This is a genomic window from Brevundimonas sp. GW821-FHT12E07 (genome assembly GCF_058807035.1).
On record NZ_JBXAQH010000001.1, the window covers coordinates 1309897 to 1333807 of the forward strand.

General features: G+C 67.8%; 21 protein-coding genes and 1 tRNA gene. 11 read left to right on the top strand and 11 right to left on the bottom strand.

What is annotated here, in order from left to right:
• Positions 1-80: 80 nt before the first annotated feature.
• Both AC1ROD_RS06070 and AC1ROD_RS06075 read right to left on the bottom strand, forming a co-directional pair.
• Positions 81-2300 carry a TonB-dependent receptor gene (locus AC1ROD_RS06070; RefSeq protein WP_492947352.1) on the bottom strand — a complete coding sequence of 740 codons (2220 nt, stop codon included), beginning with the start codon at positions 2298-2300 and terminating at the stop codon, positions 81-83.
• A 304-nt stretch (positions 2301-2604) separates the two neighbouring features.
• On the bottom strand, positions 2605-3408 hold the full coding sequence (locus AC1ROD_RS06075; protein WP_492947353.1) for an SDR family NAD(P)-dependent oxidoreductase: 804 nt from the start codon (positions 3406-3408) through the stop codon (positions 2605-2607).
• A gap of 198 nt (positions 3409-3606) precedes the next feature.
• Between AC1ROD_RS06075 and AC1ROD_RS06080 the strand changes: the two genes are divergently transcribed.
• On the top strand, positions 3607-5019 hold the full coding sequence (locus tag AC1ROD_RS06080; RefSeq protein WP_492947354.1) for an FAD-binding oxidoreductase: 1413 nt from the start codon (positions 3607-3609) through the stop codon (positions 5017-5019).
• A 22-nt stretch (positions 5020-5041) separates the two neighbouring features.
• On the opposite strand, the gene AC1ROD_RS06085 is transcribed toward AC1ROD_RS06080, so the two are convergent.
• From AC1ROD_RS06085 to AC1ROD_RS06095, 3 genes are all read right to left on the bottom strand, one after another.
• On the bottom strand, positions 5042-7330 hold the full coding sequence (locus AC1ROD_RS06085) for a TonB-dependent receptor (RefSeq protein ID WP_492947355.1): 2289 nt from the start codon (positions 7328-7330) through the stop codon (positions 5042-5044).
• A gap of 115 nt (positions 7331-7445) precedes the next feature.
• Complete coding sequence (locus AC1ROD_RS06090; protein WP_492947356.1) at positions 7446-8459, bottom strand: FecR family protein; 1014 nt, start codon at positions 8457-8459, stop codon at positions 7446-7448.
• A 100-nt stretch (positions 8460-8559) separates the two neighbouring features.
• Positions 8560-9069 (bottom strand): RNA polymerase sigma factor, encoded by a 510-nt coding sequence (locus tag AC1ROD_RS06095; protein WP_492947357.1) that lies wholly within the window; start codon positions 9067-9069, stop codon positions 8560-8562.
• 277 nt (positions 9070-9346) lie between these two features.
• Between AC1ROD_RS06095 and AC1ROD_RS06100 the strand changes: the two genes are divergently transcribed.
• From AC1ROD_RS06100 to AC1ROD_RS06120, 5 genes are all read left to right on the top strand, one after another.
• Complete coding sequence (locus AC1ROD_RS06100) at positions 9347-9937, top strand: methyltransferase family protein (RefSeq protein ID WP_492947358.1); 591 nt, start codon at positions 9347-9349, stop codon at positions 9935-9937.
• A gap of 119 nt (positions 9938-10056) precedes the next feature.
• Entirely contained in the window at positions 10057-10890 is an 834-nt protein-coding gene (locus tag AC1ROD_RS06105; RefSeq protein WP_492947359.1) for a DUF3313 family protein, read from the top strand.
• Between the two features lie 22 nt (positions 10891-10912).
• Positions 10913-11287 (top strand): hypothetical protein, encoded by a 375-nt coding sequence (locus AC1ROD_RS06110; protein WP_492947360.1) that lies wholly within the window; start codon positions 10913-10915, stop codon positions 11285-11287.
• Positions 11284-12390 (top strand): Rieske 2Fe-2S domain-containing protein, encoded by a 1107-nt coding sequence (locus AC1ROD_RS06115; RefSeq protein WP_492947361.1) that lies wholly within the window; start codon positions 11284-11286, stop codon positions 12388-12390. The genes AC1ROD_RS06110 and AC1ROD_RS06115 overlap by 4 nt, the downstream gene beginning before the upstream one ends.
• A 287-nt stretch (positions 12391-12677) precedes the next feature.
• Positions 12678-13349 (top strand): Crp/Fnr family transcriptional regulator, encoded by a 672-nt coding sequence (locus tag AC1ROD_RS06120; protein ID WP_492947362.1) that lies wholly within the window; start codon positions 12678-12680, stop codon positions 13347-13349.
• Here AC1ROD_RS06120 and AC1ROD_RS06125 read toward each other — a convergent pair.
• From AC1ROD_RS06125 to AC1ROD_RS06135, 3 genes are read right to left on the bottom strand one after another with little or no spacing between them, the layout of a single operon-like run.
• Complete coding sequence (locus tag AC1ROD_RS06125; protein WP_492947363.1) at positions 13342-14949, bottom strand: tetratricopeptide repeat-containing protein; 1608 nt, start codon at positions 14947-14949, stop codon at positions 13342-13344. The two genes, AC1ROD_RS06120 and AC1ROD_RS06125, sit on opposite strands and share 8 nt — an antisense overlap.
• Before the next feature lie 27 nt (positions 14950-14976).
• Positions 14977-15600 (bottom strand): nucleotide synthetase, encoded by a 624-nt coding sequence (locus tag AC1ROD_RS06130; RefSeq protein WP_492947364.1) that lies wholly within the window; start codon positions 15598-15600, stop codon positions 14977-14979.
• Positions 15597-17192, bottom strand: coding sequence for a toll/interleukin-1 receptor domain-containing protein (locus AC1ROD_RS06135; RefSeq protein ID WP_492947365.1), 1596 nt, complete (start codon positions 17190-17192; stop codon positions 15597-15599). The genes AC1ROD_RS06130 and AC1ROD_RS06135 overlap by 4 nt, the downstream gene beginning before the upstream one ends.
• Positions 17193-17354: 162 nt before the next feature.
• On the opposite strand from AC1ROD_RS06135, the gene AC1ROD_RS06140 reads away from it, so the two are divergent.
• The 5 genes from AC1ROD_RS06140 to AC1ROD_RS06160 all read left to right on the top strand — a co-directional run bounded on the left by AC1ROD_RS06140 (position 17355) and on the right by AC1ROD_RS06160 (position 21982).
• Positions 17355-18287 carry a hypothetical protein gene (locus AC1ROD_RS06140; protein WP_492947366.1) on the top strand — a complete coding sequence of 311 codons (933 nt, stop codon included), beginning with the start codon at positions 17355-17357 and terminating at the stop codon, positions 18285-18287.
• Positions 18288-18348: 61 nt separating this feature from the next.
• Positions 18349-19233, top strand: a complete 885-nt coding sequence (locus AC1ROD_RS06145) for an SH3 domain-containing protein (protein ID WP_492947367.1) — start codon at positions 18349-18351, stop codon at positions 19231-19233.
• Positions 19234-19285: 52 nt separating this feature from the next.
• Entirely contained in the window at positions 19286-19555 is a 270-nt protein-coding gene (locus AC1ROD_RS06150) for a hypothetical protein (protein WP_492947368.1), read from the top strand.
• 4 nt (positions 19556-19559) lie between these two features.
• Positions 19560-20576 (top strand): hypothetical protein, encoded by a 1017-nt coding sequence (locus AC1ROD_RS06155; protein ID WP_492947369.1) that lies wholly within the window; start codon positions 19560-19562, stop codon positions 20574-20576.
• Positions 20577-20614: 38 nt separating this feature from the next.
• Positions 20615-21982 (top strand): hypothetical protein, encoded by a 1368-nt coding sequence (locus AC1ROD_RS06160; RefSeq protein WP_492947370.1) that lies wholly within the window; start codon positions 20615-20617, stop codon positions 21980-21982.
• A 92-nt stretch (positions 21983-22074) separates the two neighbouring features.
• Here AC1ROD_RS06160 and AC1ROD_RS06165 read toward each other — a convergent pair.
• The 3 genes from AC1ROD_RS06165 to AC1ROD_RS06175 all read right to left on the bottom strand — a co-directional run bounded on the left by AC1ROD_RS06165 (position 22075) and on the right by AC1ROD_RS06175 (position 23836).
• Positions 22075-22164, bottom strand: a tRNA-Ser gene (locus AC1ROD_RS06165).
• A 110-nt stretch (positions 22165-22274) separates the two neighbouring features.
• Positions 22275-23240 carry an NUDIX hydrolase gene (locus AC1ROD_RS06170; RefSeq protein WP_492947371.1) on the bottom strand — a complete coding sequence of 322 codons (966 nt, stop codon included), beginning with the start codon at positions 23238-23240 and terminating at the stop codon, positions 22275-22277.
• Positions 23241-23242: 2 nt separating this feature from the next.
• Positions 23243-23836, bottom strand: coding sequence for a YfbR-like 5'-deoxynucleotidase (locus AC1ROD_RS06175; RefSeq protein WP_492034981.1), 594 nt, complete (start codon positions 23834-23836; stop codon positions 23243-23245).
• Between the last annotated feature and the right edge of the window lie 75 nt (positions 23837-23911).

Consider the following 23911-nt stretch of genomic DNA (forward strand, 5'->3'; position numbering starts at 1 on the left):
CAAGAAACGCACGTCCCGTCTCCGTTGGCCGAAGGCCTTGGGAAGACGCCAGTTTCGGGGAGGTCGAGACCCGAAAGGGCTCAGTAGTTGTACCGCAGCGTCACCCCATAGGTCGGCGGCGGGTTGAACGACCCGAAGGTCACGCCGGCGAAGGTGCCCTCATAGGTCTTGGTCTGTTCGTCGGTCAGGTTCTTGCCCCACACCGAGAAGGACCAGCGGTCCGCCGGGTCGGTGTAGATGATCCGGGCGTCGACGAAGCTGGTGGGGTCGCGGATCTCGGGCGGCAGATTGCTCTGGTCGTCATAGATCTTGCTTTCATAGACATAGTCGGCCGCCACCTTGATCTCGGCGCCCGAGGCCAGGTTGAAGGCGTAGGCGGGCGACAGGGTGAACTTGTGGTCCGGAATGCGGGTCAGGTGATTGCCCGAATAGTCGACCGCCACGCCGCTCTCGATGGTCGTGTAGTCGGTGAAGCGGGCGTGGGTGTAGGCATAGGTGGCGTTGACCGAAAAGCCGTTGCCCGGGTTCCATCCGAACTCCGTCTCCAGACCCTCGATGCGGGCCTCGCCGGCGTTGGCGGTCTTCAGGCCGGTGCCCGAGGGAATCCGGACCTGCAGATCGGTGTAGTCGGCCAGATAGACCGAGGCGTTGAACGTCACCGTCCGGTCGAGGAACTGGGTGCGGATACCCAGCTCATAGTTGGTGATGAACTCCGGATCATAGGGCACCACGGCCTCGGCCGCGTCGCCCGGGCTTTCCTGGAAGCCGCCGCTCTTGAAGCCGCGCGAGATCGAGCCGTAGCCCATCACGTCCGGCGAGAAGTGGTAGTCGGCGCCGATCCGCCAGGTCGCCGCGCCCCAGTCGTCGCCCGCCGCCACGTTCGTGTATTCGTCGTTGACGTTGAAGGTGCCGGGAACGTTGCTGAGGCCGGTCGAGACGATGTCCTTCTCGTCGCGGGTGTAGCGGGCGCCGCCGAAGACGTTCAGCTTGTCCGTGACCGGCCAGGTGATGTCGCCATAGACGGCGGTCGAGACAGTCTCGTTGTCCTGGGTGATGAACTCGTCGATCACGAGGCCGAACAGATCCTCGAAGTCCAGGAAGGACGAGGCGGTCCGGCGGGTGTCGCCGTGGTAGCGGTACAGGCCCAGAACCCAGGTCAGGGGGTTGTCGGGCAGGGACTTCAGCTGCAGCTCGTGGCTGTCGATCTGGCTCTGCTCGTCGGTGCCGCCCGAGATGCCGCCCAGCCCTTCGGGCAGGCCGGTCGGGGTCGCCGAACCGTCGAAGTCATAGAGGGCGTCGTAGTCGAGATCGCGATAGGCGCCGAGGTAGCTCAGGGTCGCGAACGGCAGGTCCCACTCGGCCTTGGCGCGCACGCCCCAGGTGTCGCGATCCTGCCGGCCGTCGAAGGTCGAGTTGTTGTAGTCGCGGTCCCAGTTGATGACATACAGGCCGCTCAGCGCCCCACTGCCGTCGTCGTACAGCGCGCGGTTGGACGGGCCGTGGGCCCGGTCGCGGGCGTAGTCGACCGTCAGGTTCATGCGGAAGGTCTCGACCGGCTCTACGCGCAGCTGGATGCGGCCGCTCTGCGAGTCCTGATCGTCGACGTCGCCTTCCTTGTCGCCGTCCACGATGCGGTCGACATAGCCGTCGTGCTGATGGATGCCTGCGCCGATTCGCACCGCCGCCTTGCCGTCGGCGAAGGGAATGTTGATCAACCCGGCCAGGTCGCGGCTGTTGAAGTTGCCGAGCGAGCCCTCGACGGCGGCGTCGAAGCTGTTGAGGTCGGGCCGGTTGGTGACCACGTTCACCGCGCCGCCGACGACGTTGCGGCCGAACAGGGTGCCCTGCGGCCCCTTCAGGACCTCGATGCGCTGCAGGTCGAAGCTGTCGAAATTGATGGCGGCCGGGCGACCGTAATAGACCTCGTCGACGAAGACGGCCGAGCTGGGGTCGCCGGCGGCCCCGCGGTCGGAGGACGACACGCCGCGCACCGACAGCCGGGGTTCGCTGGACGGATAGGCGTCGAACTGCAGGCCCGGGGTGCGGGCCACGACGTCCTGGACCGTCTGGATCCGGGCCTGGTCGATCTGTTCGCCGCCCAGAACGGTGACGGTGACGGGGACGTCCTGCTTGTTCTGATCCCGCCGCTGGGCCGAGACGATGATGTCATCGACGGTGGTGGCCTGGGCGTCCTGTGCGGTGGGCGCCGCGTCCTGCGCCCAAACCATCGTCGGCGCGCTTGCCAGCGCGACGAAAGACACCCCCAGCATGAGGCCCTTACGGCCGAGCCAAGCTTTCATTCTATCCTCCCGTCCCCGGTTTATCCGAGGTTCCGGAAACGGTATCCCGCCCCCGTCTTTGTTCAAGGCATGATAATATAGCGAAAGTGCATCGTGCGAGCCGATGCGGAGAGATCGGCGATATTTTGTAGGGAATGTCTTCCGCTCTTCTGTGGCATGCTCGCCGAGCGGGAATTCATACTTGGAAATGCAGGCGCATCGCCGTCTGGTCTCGGCGCGCAGGCTTCGACGCCGCCAGCCTACACCGTCGCAGTACCGATCTTCATGCGAGTTTTCTATCGTTTCATTCGGCGGGCGAGGGGGTTCAGAGCCCCTCGCTCCACACCGGCGCGTTCATCGCCTTGAAATGCGCCAGACTTTCCGGAGCGCCGAAGCGTTTGATCGTCTCTGCGTCCGTCAGGTCCTGACCCGAACATTCGGTGGCGGTGCGCATGGCCAGCAGGACGGCCGCCTCGACATAGCTGTCCGGCGGCGAGACCCGATGCGCCCGCGTCTGCAGGACCTCGGCGGGCCGCGACTCTTCCCAGCCCGGCGTCCGGATCGCCGCGACGGGGCGAAGGGCGTTGACCGCGATCCCGTTCTCTCGCTGCTCCTCGGCGAAGCCCAGGGTCATTCCGGCGACCGCGCGCTTGGTCGCCCCGTAGTGGCTGATCTTCCCGGCGGCCACCGAGGAGACGGTGATGATGGCGCCGCCGCGGTTCTCGATCATGGACGGAAGGACCGCGCGAATGGCGTGGAAGACCCCGTGCACATTGACCCGGAACTGCCGCTCCCAGTCCTCCGCGCTGATCGTCGAGAAGGACCCGGGCGCATAGTAGACGGCGTTGGTCATCAGGATGTCGATGCGCCCGAACCGGTCCAGAACCGCATCGACCATGGCCTGGATCGAGGCGGGATCCGCGACGTCGCAGATGACCGGAAAGGCCACCCCGCCCGCCGCCTCGATCATCCCGGCCGTGTGGGCGAGGGTGTGCGGTTCCTCGCCCCTGGACCGGGCGGCGATGACGACGGCGGCGCCCTCGGCCCCGAAGCCCTCGGCGCACCAGGCGCCCAGGCCGCGGCTCGCGCCGGTGATGATGGCCACCTTGTTCGCCAGCCGTCCCGCCATATCCGTCCCTCTTGCTCCGATCCCCACGCCATAGGCGGCGAGGCCGTTGAGGCCCAGCCGAACGGCCGAATGAAACCATGTGAGGGGCGGCCGGCGGCATTCATCTGACGCATGATCAGATGAGCAAATCGCATCCTGAACGGCGCCTGCGGTCGCTAGTCTCGGACCGGCGCCGGGATTGCGGCGCATGACTTCGGAATGTCTGAGTTGAGCCTGTTCGACGATCTTGAAGCGGTGCTGGGAGCCGGCAATGTGCTGCGCGGCGAGGCGGCCCGGGAGAAGGTGCATACCCTCTATTATCCCGTCGGAACGCCTCTGGCGGTGCTGCGGCCCGGCTCGACGGAGGACCTGGCCCAGGCGCTCAGGCTCTGCAACGTCGCCGGCCAGCCGGTCGTACCCTTCGGCGGCCTGACCAATCTGGTGGAGAGCGCCCATGCGCAGGACATGATCGCCATCACCCTGGAACGCATGGCCCAGGTCGAGGCCATCGACACCGTCAACTCGGTGATGACGGTTCAGGCCGGATGCAAGCTCCAGACGGCGCAGGAGGCGGCGGAGGCGGCCGATCTCTTCTTCCCGGTCGACATCGGGGCGCGGGGCTCGGCGACCCTGGGCGGCGTCCTGTCGACCAACGCCGGTGGCAACCGGGTGCTGCGCTGGGGCATGATGCGCGACAACGTCCTGGGCCTGGAAGCGGTGCTCGCCGACGGGACCGTCATCAGCAGCCTGAACAGCCTGATCAAGAACAACGCCGGTTACGACCTCAAACAGCTGTTCATCGGCTCGGAAGGCACGCTCGGGGTCATCACGCGCGCCGTTCTGCGCCTGCGCACCCGGCCGACCAGCCAGTGCACGGCCCTGGTGGCGGTCGAGGATTTCGAGGCCCTGCCGAAGCTGCTGGAGGCGGCGCACCGGGGGCTCGGTGGGACCCTGTGCGCCTTCGAGGTGATGTGGGGCGACACCTATCGGCTGGCGACGACGGCGCCGGCGCCCGCTTCGCCGATCCTGCCGCACGGTCACCGGTACTACGCCCTGATCGAGTCCATGGGCGCCGATCAGGAGGCCGACGCGGCCCGGTTCGAGACCCTGCTCGGCGAGGCGTTGGAAGCCGGTCTCGTCGCCGACGCCGTCCTGGCCAAGTCGACGGCGGAGACCGCCGCCATGTGGATGGTGCGCGAGGAAGGCACCGCCGAAACCGCCCGCCGCGGCGCGATCTTCCTGTTCGACGTCAGCCTGAAGATCGGCGACATGGAGGCCTATGTCGGCGCCCTCAAGGCCTCGCTTGCGGACCGCTTCGGCGACACGGCCGACGTCTGGGTGTTCGGCCATCTCGGCGACGGCAATCTGCACATCAACATCAATATTCACGGCGCGGCCGAAGGCGTCCGGCACGAGGTCGAGAGTCTGGTCTACGAACCGCTGGCGCGCGTGAAGGGCTCGATCTCGGCCGAGCACGGGGTGGGACTGCACAAGCGCGACTTCCTGCACGTGTCCCGGTCGCCGGAGGAGCGAGATCTGATGGCGCGGCTGAAGACCGCCCTCGACCCGAACCATATCCTCAACCCCGGCAAGATCTTCGTGATCGGGGAAGAGGCTGCGGCGTCTCACTGACCGCGTCGGCGAGGCTTCGGGTTCAGAAGCGCCGGGACAGGGACAGCGACAGGTTTCTGGGTCTCTGCGGCGTGGCGACGGTCTCGACGCCCACAAGGAACGGATTGCCGTAGCCGAAGGTGTCGCCTTCACCGCCGAACAGATTATCGATGCGCAGCACCGCCGACCAGGCGCCGAGGTCGAAGCCGGCCGCCGCCTCCGTCGTCGGATAGCCGCCCATGTCCGTGGTGGTGAGCAGGGACAGTTGCTGGGTCGAGGCCCCGACATAACCCACCGAGCCACTCACCCAGGCCCTGCGTCCGCGTATGGACAGGTCCCGGCGCGCGCTGACGGCGCCCAGCACGCGCGGCACGCCCGGCAGGTCGCCGTCGATGGCCAGGGGGTAGCTGTCGTCGGACGCATCCAGCACCGGGTTGCTGCCCATCAGGTTGAAGTCGATCCGCAGGGGACCGTCCTTCCAGACGCCTTCCAGCTCGATCCCCTCATTGCTGCCCGAGCCGATATTGGCCGTGAAGGGCAGGCCGTCGCCTGAGACCCGGTCGGACTGGATCGAGCGCCAGTCGACCACGAAGGCGGCGACCCGCAGGGCGAGGCGCTCGTCGAACGCACGCCAGCGCACGCCCAGTTCATAGCTGTGCAGGGTGTCCGGGCGGAAGGACCGATAAGGCTGCGAGCCCGAGCCGGGCTGGCCATAGGCGCCGTTCAGCAGGGCGCCGCCGTTGAAGCCGCCAATCCGATAGCCCTGACTGACCTGACCGAAGATCAGGACATTGTCGCGCCAGGCGTATTCCACCACGGCCTTGGAGACGACGCCGTCATCCGTGTTCTCGCCGTCGAAGGCGTCCGCGACGCCGCCGCGCAGCTGGGCGCGTGTGGAGGATTGGGTCGCGGTGTAGAAATACCGTCCGCCGAGAATGAGCTTGAGACCGTCCAGCGGCGCCCAGGAGACCTCGCCGAAGACGGCGCCTTCATTGGTCTCATCCTGCTTCTCCGCCTGATAGAGCCGGGCGTCGGGCTTCAGATCGAGCACTTCGCCGGTGCGGTCGTGGCTGTAGTGAGAGCCGTAGAGGCCCGCCAGCCAGCCGATCGGGTCCGAGGTCGGCGCCGCCACCGAGGCTTCGATGGCGAAGGCGCGAATGCTGTCGGCCTCGTCATAGGCCGTGGGGCCGCCGCCTCCGCCGAACCGGGCCGCGGCTGTGGTCGCGTCGTAGCGGCGGTCGAGGTCGTGACCCTGATAGGCGCTGGTCAGCCGGACCCGGCCCCAGTCGTAGTCGCCGGTGACGGCGAGGGAGACGCCGTTGAAGTCGTTGTTGCTCGGCTCGCGCACCGACAGCGCGCGTTCGTAGGGTGACAGCCGCTCGAACGCATACTGGCTGTCGTCGATGTGCAGCTCCTGGAACACCGAGCCGAGCCGCGCTTCCCACCGGTCGTTGACCCGCCAGAGCAGGCTGACCCGGCCGCCGTTCCGCTGGGTGGCGCCGGTATTGGTCAGGCCCAGGCCCGGGTCGTCGACCACCCCTTCCAGCACTTCGTCGTACAGCACCACCCGCAGACCCAGACGGTCGCGCAGGAGCGGGGCGTTGAACACCACATCGCCGGAATGGCCCGGCGACGTATTGTCGGCGAAGGTCAGCCCCGCCGTGGCCTCGCCCTCATAGACATCAAGACGGGGTTCGCGGCTGACCAGCTTGAGCACCCCGCCGATGGCGCCCGCGCCGTACAGGGTGCCTTGCGGGCCGCGCAGCAGTTCGACCCGGTCCAGATCCACCAGCCTCAGATCCGGATCCGGCGCGTCATAGGTCAGGCGGGTGTCGTCCAGATACATCCCGACCATGGCCTGGGTCTGGCCCGTCAGAGCGCTGTCGGCCAGGCCACGGACGAACAGCTTGTTTCGGCCGGGGCCCAGGTTGGTCACGGTCAGCCCGGCCAGCCGGGTCGACAGGGCCGCTGTGTCCAGCCGGGGCGCGGCCTCCAGCGACAGGCCGTCAACGGTCGACAGGGAATAGGGGGCGTCGGCCAGCGCCATGTCCCGCTTGGTGGCGGTGACGATGACGTCGCCCAGTTCGACCGCCTCGGGCTCCGCAGGCGATGCAGGCGGGCTGGGGCGCGGCGCTGCTGGCCGACGAATGATCAGGAACGTCCGGGCGTCGATGCGCCGGTAGGTGCAGCCGCTGCCCGAGAGCATGAGGCGAAGCGCCGCCTCGACCTCGAATGTCCCTTGCACCGGTCGCGACCAGCCGCAGGCGGCGGCATCGCCCGCGCCGATCGAGATGCCGGTCCGGGCGCCCAGTTGCAGGACGGCGCGCGGCATCGGCTGCGCCGGAATGCTCAGCCGTTGAGCGTCCGCCTGCGCCGTTCCGCAGCCCAGAAGCCAGAGGAGGCCCGCCCCGAGAGCCTGTCGTCGAAATCCCGGCGTCATCGACAGATCAGCGGGGCCGGAGCTCGATCGCCCCGTCACGCTGGACGGCGGTCACCGGCAGGAAGGCTTCCAGCCGACGGATTGTCGCCGCCTGGTCATCGGGGCCTTGGCTGTCGAGCGCCAGAACACCGGTGAAGCGCAAGGCGGCCGCCGCGCCCACGGCCCGGATCGGCGTGGGCCAGGCGCGGTTGAGGTCGGCGACGACCTCGGACAGCGGCCGGTTCTCATAGACCAGACGCCCGGTCCGCCAGCCGGCCGTCTCCGGCGCGACGGTCTCGACCTCCAGAACCCCGTCGTCGTCATCGCGCTCGACGGTCTGGCCCCGGGTCAGGCGAACATTGTGAGCGGGGTTGGCGAGGTCGGACACCCGGACCACGCCACGCGTGACCGCGACGCGGGTTTCGTCCTGCCCGCGACGGATGTCGAAGGCGGTGCCCAGCACCTCGACCCGGCTCTCGCCGACCGTGACGCGGAAGGGGCGGTTCGGATCATGAGCGACGTCGAAGGCCGCCTCCGCCGAGGCCATCTCCACCAGCCTTTCGCGCCGGTCCAGCCGCACGGTCAGACGGGAGGCCCCGTTCATGACGATGGTCGATCCGTCGGCGAGGGTCACGGTGCGCTGCTCGCCCGGGGCGGTGACATAGACATCCGCATGGCTGCCCAGCGACGGCGCCACCACGACGGCGACCACAGCGGCGGCGGCGACCGCGAGACCGCCCCCGGCCCAGCGCCAGGACCGGGCGCCGTACGCCGGGCGGCCCGTTCGCACAGGCGGACGCAAGGCGGGCGCAGCAGACGCGGCCGCGCGCGTCAGGGCCGCGTCCAGCGCCGCCCGGTCATCATCGAGGGCCGCGAGCAGGCCCTCAGCCCGGGTATAGGCCTCGGCGTGATCCGGCGAGAGCGCCAGCCAGGCCTCCAGCGCCAGGAAGTCCGCCTCCGTGGCCTCGTCTCCGGCCAGCCGCACGGCCCAGGCCGAAGCCTGTTCCATGACGGACGGGGAGGGATCATCGCGGCGGGTCATGCGGTTTCGATCAGACGGGCAGGACGTCCGAAGAGGCGTCCGGATGAAGAGACGCCGCGACGGGCGGCGCCCCACAAGAGAAAATGGCGAAATCTCGACATCATGGCCATCCGACCTGTTCCAGCAGCCGGGCGAGCACGGTGGCGACGTACTTCTCGGCCGAGCTTCTGGACACCCCCATCCGGGCGGCGACCTCGGCATGGGTCAGGCCGTCGATCTTGTGCAGGCGGAAGGCCTCGCGCGCCTTGGCGGGCACGCCCTCCAGGGCGGCGGTGACCTGATCCAGTTTCAACCGCGCCCAGGCGGCGTCCTCGGGCGAGGGGGCGTCGACCACGGCGATCCCGTCCACGGCGGCGCCGGAGGCGTCGGTCCAAGCCTTGTCGCGTTCGGTCGCCCGCCGGCCGCCGCGGATGGCGTCCAGCATCAGATTGCCGCCGATCCGGTAGAGGAAGGGCAGGGGCGATTGCACCCCGGCGGCGGCCTCGTCCGACATCGACTGCAGCCGCACATAGATGTCCTGAACGATGTCCTCGGCGCGGTCGTGCGAGCCGGTGCGCGTCGTGAAGAAGCGGACCAGCGCGGGGCGGCGGTCGAGGTAGACCGCGAGCAATTCGGCTTTGGGACCTGGCGTCACCTGGGGGACCTGTCTTGCGTGACGCGATGGCGACCTCGCCTGTTTCGAACGGCTTCCCGCGCCGCGCAATGGCCCTTTCTGATTTTTTGTATTCGCGATTGAGAGGGTTCGGGTGTGGCGGCGTCATTGACGGAGCGCCGGATCAGCGGGCGCGATCAATCGAGACGAGACGACGATGTCCCTCCCGCAAACCGGCCGACCCAATGGCCTTTCCACGCCTTCGTCTGCCGGTGAAAGTGCCGCGCTCAGGCGCGTGCAACTGCGGCGCAAGGCCCTGCTGGCGGGCGTGGTCCTGCTCTTCGTCGGCGCGGCGGCGGTCACCCGGCCGCTGGCGGAAGAGACCGTCCTGAAGACGCTTCTGGTCGGCGCCGGCCAGCTCGCCATCTTCGCCTCCATCGTCGGGCGCGGCTGGTGCTCGCTCTATATCGGCGGCCGCAAGACGCATGAGATCGTTCAGCGAGGACCCTATTCGGTCAGCCGCAACCCCCTTTATGTCTTCAGCTTCCTGGCGGCGTTCGGCGTCGGCGCCCAGACCGGCAGTCTCGTCCTCGCCGTCGGCGCCCTGGCGCTCACCTTCCTGGTCATGCAGGCGACCGTGCTGCGGGAAGAGGCCTTCCTGCGGGGCGCTTTCGGGCCCGACTATGAGCGGTACACGGCCGTGACGCCGCGATACTGGCCGCGCTGGTCGCTGTGGAGTGATGAGCGCACGCTTCAGATCGACCCCTGCCGCTTCGTCACGACGGTGCTGGACGGCGCCATCATGCTGGCCGCGATCCCGTTGCTGGCGGCCCTGACCACCCTGCGCTTCGAAGGCTTCATTCCGACCCTTCTGACCCTGCCCTGAAGTCGGTTGGCCCGACCTGATCGGGCCTCTTTCCGAACCCTGCCCACCGCTTCCCCCGGCGTCGTGCTCGACGGCGCCTTGCTTCCGCTCGCCTGCCTTCCAAACCCCCGGAGACCCTGATGTTCAAGCCCCATATCGTCCTCGTTCCGCTCCTGGCCGCCGCCGGTCTTGGCGCCTGCCACACCACACCCGCGCCCAGCTCGGGCTATCTCGCCAGCTACGACGGCTTCGAGCGGCCGGGCAGCCGCAGCGCCTCCGTCAGCCAGCGCCGCGACGACGCCGCTTCCGACGCCGTCGCCTCCGTCTTCCTCCAACACGCCGTCTTCGCCGCGGGCGTGGGCGACCGGTTGACCCCGTCGGAGCGCACCCGCGTGCTCAACGAGGTCGATCGTCAGATCTGCTTCGAGGTCAGCGAACGTTTCGCCATCGCGCCGCTGGCGTCCGCCGAAACAGCGACCGTCCGGACTGCGGTCGTCCGGCTGCAGACGACCGGTCGTATCGGATCCGCGGCCAGCGCCGCCGTCGGCTATTTCGTGCCGGTGATCGATCTGCGTGCGCCCGGCGCCACCGGCGGCCTGGCGATCGAGTCCGAACTGCTGGAGGCCGGCTCGGGGCGTCAGCTCGCCGCCGTCTCCTGGGCGCGCAACGCCCAGTATGTCGGCCGGGATTCGCCGTCGCTCTCGCGGATCGGCGACGCCCTGCAGATGGCCGAGCCCATGGGCGATGCGGTCGGCGACGCCTTCGCCAGCAAGGCGCGCAAGGTCCACGACATCCCCCGTCCCGATCCCTGCGCCGCCTATGGTCCGCGTCGCAACATCGGCCGCATGGCCGCCGGCTTCGCCGTGGGCCAGTTCACGGGCCTCTACCATCCGGAGATCGAGGTCGCCGGCGTCCGGGCTCAACCGACCGAGGCGGGGCAGGCCGCCGCGCAACCGACGCCTCAAGGGGAGTGATATGGAGCGCGCCCTTCTTCCCTTGACCGCGCCGTTTCCCGCGCCTCAGGCCCTGGTGATCAACGTCGCCGACGCCCACGGCCTCGACATCGTCCGGCGGCTGGCCGAGCTGGGCGTCGGGGTGGTCGTCCACTTCACCGCCCATCGCCGGTCGGTCAACCGGCTGGTCCAGGACATCTGGGACAGGGGTGGCTGGGTCAGGGCCTTTGACGGGACGATGGCCCCCGGCGGGAGCGGCGAAGGGTCGCTCCAGGCCGCCTGGTCAACCTTCGGTGACGGCCGGCTGGTATTCGACGCCTCGAGCCCGCCGGCGGCCTCGCCGGCCCGAATGAAGGCCCGGACGATGGGACGGCGGTTCCGGGAATGGCCGGCGTCGGGCTCGGAGAACCGGGCTTGACCGTCGTCGTCGATATCCTGACCTCCCGGAGCGAGGTCCGGCGCGAAGGCGGCGCACGGCTCGGCCAGGGGTTCCTGTGGAACAGCTGGTACGTCGCGGCCGTGAGCGACGATCTGGCCCCGGGGCGGCTCGCGCCGCGCCAGATTCTGGGCCTGCGGGTGGTTCTCGGCCGCGCCTCATCCGGCGAGGTCTGGGCGCTCAGCGACCGATGCCCGCACCGGGCCGTTCCCCTGTCGGCGGGGCGGACGGCGCGCGGCGACCGGGGCGAGGACCTGATCGAATGCCCCTACCACGGCTGGCGGTTCCGTACGGACGGGGTCTGCGCCTCGACGCCCGCAAACGCCGACCCGGACTTCACGGTCGAGACCATCCGCGTCTCCACGTTCCGGGTCGTGGAGGCCCAGGGTCTGATCTGGATCTGGATGACGCAGGACCGCGCGGAGCCCGATCACCCGCCGCCCGTCATTCCCGGCGTGGCGGGCCGCCGCCCGCTGGCGGTGGCGGCCATCGACTATCCGGTCCACGTCGACCACGCCATCCTCGGCCTCGTGGACCCCGCCCACGGCCCCTATGTCCATCGTCAATGGTGGTGGCGAAAGCCGACGCGCGTCAGGGTGAAGTCCAAGGCCTTCGTCCCGTCCCCTGAGGGTTTCACCATGGTCGGCCATGCCCCGTCGGAAAGCGGCCGTTTGTATCGGCTCCTCGGGGCGTCTCCGGTGACCGAGATCGTCTTCCGCCTGCCCGGGCTTCGTTGGGAGCATCTGCGCCTGGGCGCGCGCTCGGTCCTCGCCCTGTCGGCCATGACCCCCGTGACGGAACACGAGACCCGGATGACCCAGATCATCTGGTCGGACCTCGGCGCCTTGCGCCTGCTGGCGCCGCTGGTCCGGCTCGCGGTTCGCCGCTTCCTGCGCGAGGACGAGACGGTGATCACCGCCCAGAGCCGGGGCCTGACCGACCATCCGCCCTTCCTCTGGGTCGGCGACGCCGACCAGCAGGCGCGCTGGTACGTCCAGCTCAAGCGGGAATGGTTGGCCAGCCAAGGCGAGGGTCGACCGTTCGCCAACCCGGTCAAGGCGAAGCGGCTACGCTGGAAGAGTTAGGAACGGGTACCGCCTACGTGGGCGTGAAAGCGGCCCCGCTCCCGTGCCCAGAGGCGCAAACCCGTGGATGGCAAGGCGGTTGAGATTTCAACGGGCTGCAAGGCCAGTAGCGGGTCCCGCAGTTGCTGGCGCCGTCGCCACTTCGGCGCTAACTGTAACCTTACGGAGAACGGTGTGATCCGTTGGGCCTCAAGCAAGGCTCGGGCCTGCATGGGGCAGGACAACGTGTCTGTCTGGCGGGCAGGATCGGGGCGGCCATGCTCCTTCACAGGAGTTGAGTTGACTTCATGGGTCAGGACCATGCGAGCTTCGAGACCGCGGTAGAGGTTGCCTTCCGGTGGGGTGACGATGTGACGCTGAATCTTACGCGCTGCTCAACCGAGCGGCGTTTTCAGCCGAAAGACATTCTCCACCCTGCAGGGCATAGCGGAACCCAGGTCTTCCTGGTCCTCGCCGGGCGAGCGCAGGCACGAGCTTTTGGGCTGACCGGGCGTGTGGTCGTGGTCCACGAGTTTGCCGGCGGAGATATCTTCGGCGCCTTCGAGCCGGGCGAGGCCTTGCCCGATGACGCGGACGTGATCGCGGTCGATTCCACGAGAGCGGCCGTGGTTCCCGGCAGGGCTTTTGTCGCGCTGGCAGAGCGTCACGGCGCTATCGCACAGGCTCTCGTCAGATCGCTGTTGCGTCAGCTTCGGTCAGCGTCGGCGCGGATGGCGGATGGGGTGACATTGTCAGCCCCGGGGCGGGTCCATGCCGAGTTGATACGGCTCGCGCGTCTGAAGGACGGCAAGAGGATCGAGCCTGTCCCCGTATTTTCCGTCCTTGCGGCCCGTCTGAACACCACTCGCGAGACTGTGTCCCGGACTATCAGCGCGCTCGAACGCCGGGGGATTGTCCGACGCGAACAGGGCTGTTTGATCATTGTCGCGGTCCAAAGACTCGAGGATCTGATCATCTAGCCTCTGGATCGAGCGCGTAGACTTCCAACGAGTGCGGCGGATTGCCTGCATCCCCAAGGCAGACGGTATGGTTCGTCCCGTCTGGCGAAGCCGACTGTAGGGCCATCGCGAAGGTTTCGCTGACGTAGATTGCGCCCGCGGGCGTCAGGGCCAGAAGCCTCTCGGGCCAGATTGTAGTCGACCCTGCCAGGGCCAGGGCGCCGAAGAGGCCGGGCTTCCAGTCGGCGACGGCGTAGTGGCCGGCGATGCGGCAGTGATCGCCACAGATCGTGACAATCCTGCGGGCCGCCTCCGCCGCGTCTACCGGTTCGGCGAACACCGCCTGTATGGTGCGCCCGACCTGGGCCGGGGGCATGAGCAGGGACAGATTTCGCGTTGACCGATCAAGTCTGTCCAGCAGATCGGGCGCATCCGATGTCGCATGCCCCGTTCCAAGGACGGCCTCATCGAAAGCGCATACGAGCACAGCCGCGGGGAAAAGGCCGTCGTGAGCGATGTCGGCCCTGGCGGCGATCCTCACATCGGAGGTGCTCTTTCCCCCAATGATATGTTGTGGCCGCATCGAGCGGCGCCACCTCGTCTCGATCCATTGCGTGACCGAGCCCTGGGTTACGCCGCCAGCCTCGTCGGCGAGGATCAGTTGCATGGCTTCGTCGGACAGAGCCCGGGCATTCATGGCCGCGCGTCCCATCGCCACCTCCGCAGCGATCTTCACCTGGGCGAGGCCGGCCGCGTGGGGTGCGGATTCCTGCACAGGCCTGAGCGTGCTTCGGGAGAGAATCCTGTCGAACCGTGCGGACCAGTCCCGACCGAGAGGTTCGACGGAGGTCGCACGGAACTGCCTTGGCGGGAAGGGTAGTACGACTTCCAGGTCGGCGCCGTGGTCGAGGACGGCCTCCGCCACGATAATGTCAGCGCCGCCCGCGAGCGCTCCGAAGGCAAAGCCGGTCCTGGAGTCCTGCAGAAGTCTGTCGATCGCTTCCCGAAGCTGCGGCGTCTCGACCTGGGTCATGGGGCCCGCGAAATGCAGACTGGAAGGCGGGCGCAGTACCTCGACCCAGCCATCATCCTCGCCGGTGATGGAGAGGATCAGCCTGAACTGCCGACGGGTGGTGGCATGATCCTCCCACGCCGAGGGCGCCAGTCGAACCGCGGCCTGAAGCGCCGCTTCGGCCTCGGCTCGCCGCTCAAGCAGGAGCAGGGCCTCGGCACGCGTGGCCTCGAGATAATAGGGCGTCTCGGCGATGTCCTGACCGCTGTCGAGGATTTCCAGCACCCGTCTCGCCCTGTCCTGAGCGAGGCCCACGTCGCCCCCGAGCAGGGACAGGGTGGCGGCGTTGATCAGGTGATAGGTCTTGCCGCTGAGATCCGCCGCTCGCCCATAGGCGTCACCCGCCGCGCGCCATAGACGCATCCGGTCGTCACCCTGGGCGCGCCGCGCCTGGTCCTTGAGCAATCGTCCCCTGACGCTGAGCACCGCATCGTCGTCCCCGACGCTTGCCAGCCCCTTGTCGTTGAAAAGACGCAAGGCCCGGTCCAGCGCGCCGGACCGGGCCAGGGCGATGATCCTGAGCAGGACGCCCGTATTCGAAGTGTTCAAAATAGCCTCGTGGCCTCTGGAGACTTATCACGCCACCTGGCAGGGCGACCTGGGAAACATCGGGAACTTGCCGCCGTTATTGGGGATGTCCGGATCGACGAAGGGCTCGGGCTCGCGCAGCGCCATGAGGTCGAAGTCGATATTGCAGATAAAGCCGGCGTGTTCGAACGGACCGCGCTGCTCGACGCTAAAGAAAAGGATGCGGCACCCGTCTTCAGTGGGTCCGTTTGCGCCCACGATCCGACCGTCGCGCAGAACATGCTTGAGATCCCCGTCGAGAGGCGCGCCGCTGACCTTTGTCTCAATCCCCGGCATACCCTTTTTGAAATGCCAAGGCAGGTTTCGATCCAGTTCGATCACGACATAGCATGGACAGCCAAGGTATATGTCGATCGGTCGGCTTGGACCCGGATGCGGGTCTTTGAGGCCGCGTTCGCGAATGAGCGTCCACGGAGGCAGGGCCACGCCGGCCGCCCGTTCCTTCACAAAGGCCTCGATATCCGTTCGGCAGATCACATAGCTTCTGGGATCACCACGCACCCCATCTTCGTCAGTCAGGGTGTAGCGGGTGTAGACAATTTCCAGGGGCTTCCAGGCGCCAGGCATGGACGGAGCGAGCGGGTAGCCCGGGGCGGGGGTCGAGGCGGTCATTGGTCTTTCTCCTCCAGGGTTTTCAAAAGGGTCAAATCCTCGCCGATCTGGCGGCGAAGCTCCCGCCAACGGGCCTTCGACGGCTCGAACGCAACGAGGGCGTCGGCGGCGTCGCGAGCCTTGATCAACTGGTCTCGGGCAAGGTCGGGACGTTGCTCTCCGTAGTCCAGGGCGGCATAGGCGCGATGAAGGGCCACCCATCGTTCCTGGACCTCCATATTCCGTGGCTCTTTGGCTGACAGCCGGACCAGCAGACGCTCCTCAGCCAGTCGGTGCGCCCGTGCTTCGGCGGGCCTGTCGTTGGCCCGCAAGGCGTCGGCAAGCCAGGCATGACGGTCGGCCAGTTCCTTGGCGTAGCCGTCGGGGTCACCCGTCGCGGCCGCCGCGGCTTCCATGAGGGACATTGCCGCGCGACACCTTTCCAACGCCAACTTAGCTTCGTCCTTCGCCAACAGGGAGAATGTGCAGAGATTGCCTTGGGCGAAGCCGGCCTCGCGCAGAGACCGGGGCGTACCGGGTTGCACCGCCAGAAGACGGCCCGACAGTTCGAGATAGGAATCGAAAGCGGCTTTCGCCGTTTCGTTTTGTCCTCGCGCGAAGGCGATGGAACCCACCCAGTATTCGCTCTGGGCATGTGTGAAGATGCGCTCGGGGTTATCCGGATCTGACCTGAGCAGAGCGGCTGTCGTGCGACGCGCCTGTTGAAACTGGCCTAAGGCGGAGGTTAGGTCGCCAAGCTCTTTCTCGTCCTCGCCCATGACGAGTTGAATTCGCGCGCCCCGTTCGAGCGACTGCGGCGACCCTCGGTCGACATCTTGGCTCTGGTAATAGGTCAGTGCGCGCTGATTGACGGCGGACATGATATCCAAGCGCCCAACGCTCTTCAGCTTGTCTCGCAAGTCGGTGAGCATGAACTCGACCATTCCCTCGGCTTCAGCCCGTTGGCGTTCGGCCTCCGCACGCGCTCGCAACGCGACGAAGGCCAGCACCGCCATCACTAGGGCGATCACCACCGCCGTACCCGTGATCGCCGTCACGCCTCGCAGCTGCCGCTGCACGTCGCGCTGCACCAGTTCATCCAGACCGACACCGACAATGCCCGCGGCCAGTTTCAGGAACCCCAGACGGTCACCGTCGCCTTCGCGCCGCAGATCGGCGGCGAGCGGTTCGCGGCTCTGTCCCCCTGCGCCGGGCTGAAGCAGGGCAGGGGGAAAGGCGTCGGTGGGCTCGCCGGAGACCAGGGCGGCCAGTATCGGGCGATCGGGGTGCACGGTGCGGAACAGCTCGATTTCGCGCGAGACCCAGGCCGATCGCCGCGCCGCCGGAGAGCACACCACGATCAGACAGCCCGAATTCTGGATGGCGGCCCGCACCTCCGCGCTCAGATCGTCGGCGGCAGCCAGATCCTCGCGATCCCTGAAGATGGGACCGAGGCGACGCGGCACAGGACCCCGGGCGGTGACCTGTCCGACCAGTCTGCCGGGAAGCCGGTAGCGGTCGAGCTTGCGGTGCAGCCGCCTTCCGACGGCGGCGTCCGCATGGCTGTAGCTGATGAAGGCTCGATAACGGGCCGGCTCTGGTTCTGTCCGCATGCAACCCCCCGGCGAACAGGTTGGCAGAACGGTGTGCGTTCTTCAACGCGGCGTGATGGCCGTCACGCGTGGCCCCGCCGAACATCGTTCATCCTGAAGGCCGGTTGAAACGTCCGGGCGAGGGGTTCGGACGGCCTCGGGACGGAGTTTGAGATGGCTGGAATGTGCGACGCGGCGAAGCAATCGCTGCATGACGTCGTGGATGCGGTGGGCGGCGAGCTCTCCACCGCGATCCGGGCGATCAGTGATCGTTACGAACCCGAGTTCGACAGGATCAGCGACGACGCGCCCGACGGCGACCTCTTGGCGGCCGTCGATCTCGACATCGAGGTCACATGGGAAACCGTCAGCGTCGCGCTCGACCTGCCCGAGGTCACGATGACGACCCAGGAATGGTCGCTCGACCTGCCTCAGGTGACCATGAAGGACAAGCGGATCGTGTTCCACACGCCGTCGGTTCGAATGGTCGACCGGGTCGTCGGCCGCTACCCGGTCGTCCACGGCTGGACTGTCAAGTGGAAGGACATCATCACCGCCGTGCCCGAGACCTTCATGCAGGAGCATGAGATCATCATGGGTATTCCGGAGGTTCGGATGGACACCACCTCCTTCAAGCTCGATGTGCCCGAGTTCACCATGCGCACACAGGAACTGAAGTTCGATCTCCCGCAGATCACGGTGAAGAGCATCCGGGCGGAGGCGCACCAACTCAAGCAGGAGGCTGAGGCGAAGGCCGCGGAGATGCGCAACGATATCGAGACGACCCGCGCCGGGATTATCAACAAAGGCGGTGAGAAGCTGATCGCAGCCTCCAACACATTGTTCACCTGCCTGCGCACCCAGATTCAGATGAAGCGCGACGAGACCGCCGCCATGTTCGAGCCGGGCATTTCGCTGATCCAGCAGGCGCTGAGCAAGCTGCAGGACGTCAATGCCGGCGCCGAAGCCGACGAGATGCGCCAACGGCTGGCCGACCTTCTTGCAAAGAAGGATGCGGCGACGGCCAATTTCGATGCGGCTGTCCGTCAGCTGATCGAGCAGGAGAAGACCACGGTCGAGGGCCTGCTGCGCGGACTGCGCGGCGCAACCGCCTGACGGTCGTCGGGCGCGGCGCCCCCGCCGCGCCCGGTTCGCCTCATTCAAAAGGAATCCAGAGATGCGTTACAAGGTGACGGCGCGCGGGCTCTTCCTGCGCAAGGAACCGCGCAAGGCGCGCGGCAATGAGCGCGGCGTCCTGCCCGAGGGATGCGAAGTCGAGGTGCTGGAAAGCAATGGCGGCTGGCGACGCGTCATCGGCGCGCTGGACGGCGTCGACTTCGATGGCTGGGTTTCGGCAGACTATCTGGCCCCCGCTGCAGAGGTCAGGTTCGCGACGGCGTCGCAGCTGGCCCCGGTCCACTGGCGCGAGCACAACCCCGCCTCGACCCGCGCCGGAGCCGCTTCCGCCAGCCCGATCGGCGAACCCGGCATGCCCAATAATGTTCCGCCGTCGAGTGCGGGGCTGAACAAGGTGATTGACTGGCTGGCCGTCTCACAGAGCCGGCGGTATCGGCCGGGCGGCGGCAGCACCTTCTGCAACATCTACGCCTACGACGTGGCCTATGCTGCGGATGTCTATCTTCCGCGTGTCTGGTGGACGGACAAGGCGATCGGGGCGCTGGAGGCCGGCCAGCAGGTTCCGGCGCAGTACGACGTCACCATTCGCGAGATGAACGCGAACGCGATCCACAACTGGCTCATCGACTACGGTCCCCGGTTCGGCTGGCGGCGAACCTTCTCGCTGACCGAGCTGCAGGACTGCGCCAATAGCGGCGGCATCGCGACGATCTGCGCCCGTCGGAAGGACCTGAGCCGTTCCGGGCACATCGTCATCGTCGCGCCGGAAACCGCTCAACTGAAAGCCGTTCGGGATGCCAGCGTCCGCGTCACCCTGCCGGTGCTCTCCCAGGCCGGCAGCGTGAATTTTGAACGCGCCGTCGCCACCGCCGCATGGTGGGCCGACGCCCGCTTCAGCAGCTTCGTCCTGTTCACCCACGGATAGCCACCGCGCTCCGAGCCCGGCGCATCAACCCCAAGCCTGAAAGGTTTCCGACATGTCCACCCTGGCCGTTCTTGCAGCCGGCAACGAAAAGCGCGCTCGACTGATCGCCGCGCTCGATCTTTTCACGCGCCGAAACCTGGTCGCGCAGCCGCCGGCGGACACGGATACGATGAAAGATCTGGGCGTCGGTTCGACCAACCTGGATCGCTACATTCGCCCGTGGATCAATCAAACGTTCCGGGATCCCCAGAACCGTCCACGCCTGCTCTCGGGGCAGTTGAAGGTGACCGCGACCTTCGCCGCCGTTCTCGCGGAATGCTGAGCCGATGACCATGCGCTCCATCAATCTCGCCGCGGCGACCTTTGTGCTCGTCAGCGCGCCCGTGGCCGCCCTGGCCCAACAATCTGCCACCCCGACCATCGTCCTGACCGGCGAAGAGGCGCCAAGCTCCCAGGCCTGGACCCAGCCGGCGTCCCTTACCTACGTCGACAGCTCGGACGACGGCGAGGATCGCACCCAGCTCAACGCCGCGCTCAAGGTCTCGGGCCGGATGCCGGGGCAGACTGCGAACACCTGGTTCGTTCGCGGCGTGGCCCAGGTCAGCGACCGCGCGTCGAAGGAACAGGAAACCTACGCCCTTCAGATCGGCTGGCATTTCGAACCCGATCAAATCCGGACCTCCGGTGGGCTGCCTGACCCGAACGCCCTGAATGTGTTCACGGACGTGTCGCTTGGCTTCAACAGCAAGGCCATCTTCGCCAACCCGACGGCGGCCGCCTGTGTGGCTGACCCCGGCCTGCCCGCCTGCTCGACCCAGCACGAGCGCTCGCTCCGCCTGACCGTCGACGTCCAGCCGCACCTGGCGGCCTGGGAGCAGACCTATGAAACCAGAATGGTCGACGGCCGGCCTCGCACCAGCGATGTCTGGGCCCGATCCTTCGCCCCGCGCGCCCTCATCTTTTACGACCAGGTGACTGACGCCGTGATCGACGCCGCGGGCGCCCGCGCCGAAGGCGGGGTGGCGGGCGTCAAGCTGTCCGCCTCGCTCGCCCTGGCGCCGCCGATCCTGGAGCACCGGCTGGTGTTCCGCGCCTCGGTCCAGCACGTCCACGCCTTACATGTGGCGGACGCCCGCGCCTCGACCTTCGACGCCGACACGACCCTGTTCACCGCGTCGGCGGACTACGAGTTCGGGACGAGATCGTTCTCGGCGGACGGCGCGCCGACGGGTTGGTCGCCCTCCGTGGGCGTCACCTACAGCGACGGGTCCGACGCCCTGGCCGGACGCGCCGACAAGGACGACGTCACGATCGCCTTTCGTCTGACCTACCGCGGCGGTTGATCACCACGGCGTCAGCGCCGGTTCAAAGGAAATGCGAGATGCGCTCCAAGCCAAATCTCTATCGCTGGTTCCAGTCGCTGTTCAGCGGCGATCCCTCGTCCAGTCGCGGATCCGCCGAAAAGAACGTGCTGAACGACCTCGGCTACACGGTGATGTGGCTGGTCGTGGTCGCGCTGCTCAGCGGTGTGTTGCTCTCGGCGATCGGCGCGCCCATCGGCGGCTGGATGCTCGGCCCCGCCTTTGTCGGCCTGTGCGGGCTGGTGACCCTGACGGCCGCTGCGGTCGGCGGCGTGGCGGGCTTTCTGTTCGGCATTCCGCGAATGCTTTCGAACGAGACCTCCGCCGTCTCTGACGGGGTGTCGAGCCAGGAGGCGCAATATGCGCGGTCGAACACAAATCTGGAGCAGATATCCGACTGGCTGACCAAGATCGTGGTGGGCGCCACCCTGGTTCAGATCAACCTGGTCTGGCCAAGCCTGGTCGCGTACGGCTCGGCCTTCGAGTCCCAGATCGTCCGGCTGCCCGGCTTCACGAACTTCAACGGTATCGGCGGCCTGGTTCCCTTGCTGGTCATCCTCGGGTTCACGACCGGCTTCCTGGCGCTCTACCTGCAGACCCGCACCTTCCTGGCGATCCTGTTCGCCCGGACCGAGCATGTGATGAAGGATCCCAAACTGGGTCTGGGCGACCTCGACCTGCTGAAACAGGCGGTCATCAAGATCGCCCTGGAAGGGGAGAAGGCGGAGGTGTCGCCCGCGGCCCGCGAGATCGCCCGCCGCGCCCTCGGCAGCCAGTCGCTCAACGAGGGGGACGTGGACGCCCTGCGTCAGCGCGGCTTCGCCCAGGTCGTCATGGGGCTGACGGCCGAAGGGGCCACGACGTTGAAGAAGATCTATGAGCAGACGGGCGATGAGGAAATCGGTCGGATCGCCTCGCGGCTGCTGGCGCGCACGAACCGGCCGGGCGAGGCCAAGGACATGCTTCCGACCAAGGCCCTGCCTGCGGCCGACGCGGTCCTGTCGGAAGCGGACGCGGATTTCTGGCTGACCAGGATGTTCGTCTCGCTCTACGACGCCCCGCCTCTGGGCTTCAATGAATCGCTCCGGATCGGCGAGAGTCTGGCGGGCCAGGCCGTCGTGCTCAACACGCCAAAGCGGCGGGGCCGCCTCGCGGTCTATACGGCGGCCGCCCTGGGCCAGTGCTATGCGTTCCCCTCGACCATCGAGGGCGAGCCCGACCGTCCGGCGATCCGCGATCGCGCCTATCAGAACGTGCAGGAGGCCCTGACCGCGGACCCCGCCACGCGCAGCCTCCTCAAGAACATGCTGCTGGGAGAGGGCGAGGACGACGATCTGATCGTCTTCCGCAACGACGAGGCGTTCGCAAAGCTGATCCTCGAAGGATAGCGCCCAGCTTCATCCATGCGCGGTCTGTGTGCCGGTAAAAGGTTGAGCTCCTCAGCGCCCGCCGGCGGACCGGCGTCTGGCGACTGAAGGAATGGCGGAGAGGGTGGGATTCGAACCCACGGTACCCTTCCAGGCACGCCGCATTTCGAGTGCGGTACATTCGACCACTCTGCCACCTCTCCGCGGGGCCGTAAGTACGCTTGGTCGAAGCGAGGGGCTTCTCTAGTCGGACAGGGCGTGCGCCGCAAGCGGGTACTGACGATTTTCTCGCAGGGGCCCGAACCCGCCGGAACTAGCGCTGGGCGGGGAGGGCGAGGCCGGGGGCGTGGCCGTCGTTGGGGCCGCCTTCGCGGTCGGCGCCGGTGAAGCGGAAGAGCTCGGCGGGGCGGCCGCCGGTGGCGGCGCTGAGGCGGCCGGTGGCCTCGACCAGGCCCGTGCGCTCGACCCCTCGGCGGAAGTTCTGCTTGTGCAGGGGCAGGCCGGCGACGGCCTCGGCGGCGGACTGGAGGCCGGACAGGGTGAAGGTCTCAGGCGCCAGTTCGAACAGGACAGGGCGGTACTTGAGCTTGGAGCGCAGGCGGCCGAGGCCCGTGGCGAGGATGCGGCGGTGGTCGGAGGCCATGGCCAGGCCGGGGAGGGCGGCGGCCGAGGCCGTGCGACCCGCGTCCCGGGCGGCCTCGGGGACCAGTCCGGCCTCGTAGAGCAGCTCATAGCGCTCCAGCACCCGTTCCTCGTTCCAGCGGGCGCCGGGGGTCAGGGCGAACAGGCCTTCGGCGCGGGCGAGGCGGCGGGCGTCGGCGCCGGCCCAGTCGCGTAAGGAGCCGGCGATCAGGGCGCGGGCGGGGTCCTTCGGATCGCGGCGGTCCTCCCAGGGGAAGGCGTCGAGCACGGGGGTCCAGTGAGCCTCGGCGGCGTCGGCGCCGGCGGCCTCGCGTGTCAGGGCCAGATAGCCGACCGAGATCTCGCGGGCCCGGTCGGGGCCGGGGGCGGCGCGGGGGCTTTCGCGGCCCGCGTCGCCGAAGGTGTAGAGCTGCTCGACAAAGCCGGGGCGGAAACCGGTCTGGGCGGTGACGAAGGCGCGCAGGGACAGCTCGAAGGTGCGGTCATGGGCCGGATCGAAGGGGCCCGACGGCAGGGCTGTGGCCTCGCCCGCACCGGTGGTCAGGACGCACAGCCGCCCGCCGCGCGGCGGATCGCGCAGGGCCATGACGACCGCCGAAAGGCTGATCCTGACGCCGTGTTCCCCCCCGAAGGCCATGGCTACTCCGTATGCCAGGCGTCGGGGGCGGGCATGATGCCGACGGCCTCGCCGAGGACGCGGAAGCGCTCGAGATAGCGGGCCTGGGCGATCGGTGCGGGCAGGGGATCGATGGTCAGGTCGTAGCCCGCCGGCGGGGCGCCGAAGATCTTGAGCGACTCGGCTCGGCCGAAGCCGGCCAGCTGGGTCGCCTCGAAGAAGGCGCAGGCCCGATCGGCCTTCTTGATCAGGGTCTTGATGGCCACGGGCGACTTGGGCGGCAGGCCGAAGCGGACGTGGATGGCGTCCTCCAGCCGGGCCTCGAAGGCCTTGTAGCTGACCCCGAGCGCCGCCTTGAAGGGGGAGATCATGTCGCCGATGACGTACTCGGAGGCGTCATGCAGCAGGGCGGCCAGACGCCATTTGGGGTCGAGATCCGGCTTCATATGGACCGCGATCTCCTCGACCACGCAGGAGTGCTGGGCGACCGAGAAGGCGTGCTCGCCGATGGTCTGACCATTCCAGCGGGCGACGCGGGCCAGGCCGTGGGCGATGTCCTCGATCTCGATGTCGAACGGCGAGGGATCGAGCAGGTCGAGGCGGCGACCGGACAGCATGCGCTGCCAGGCTCGGGGTGCGTTCTTCGAGGTCGGGTCGGCCAAGTCGTTGATCCTGCTGTCGGCAGGTCAGGT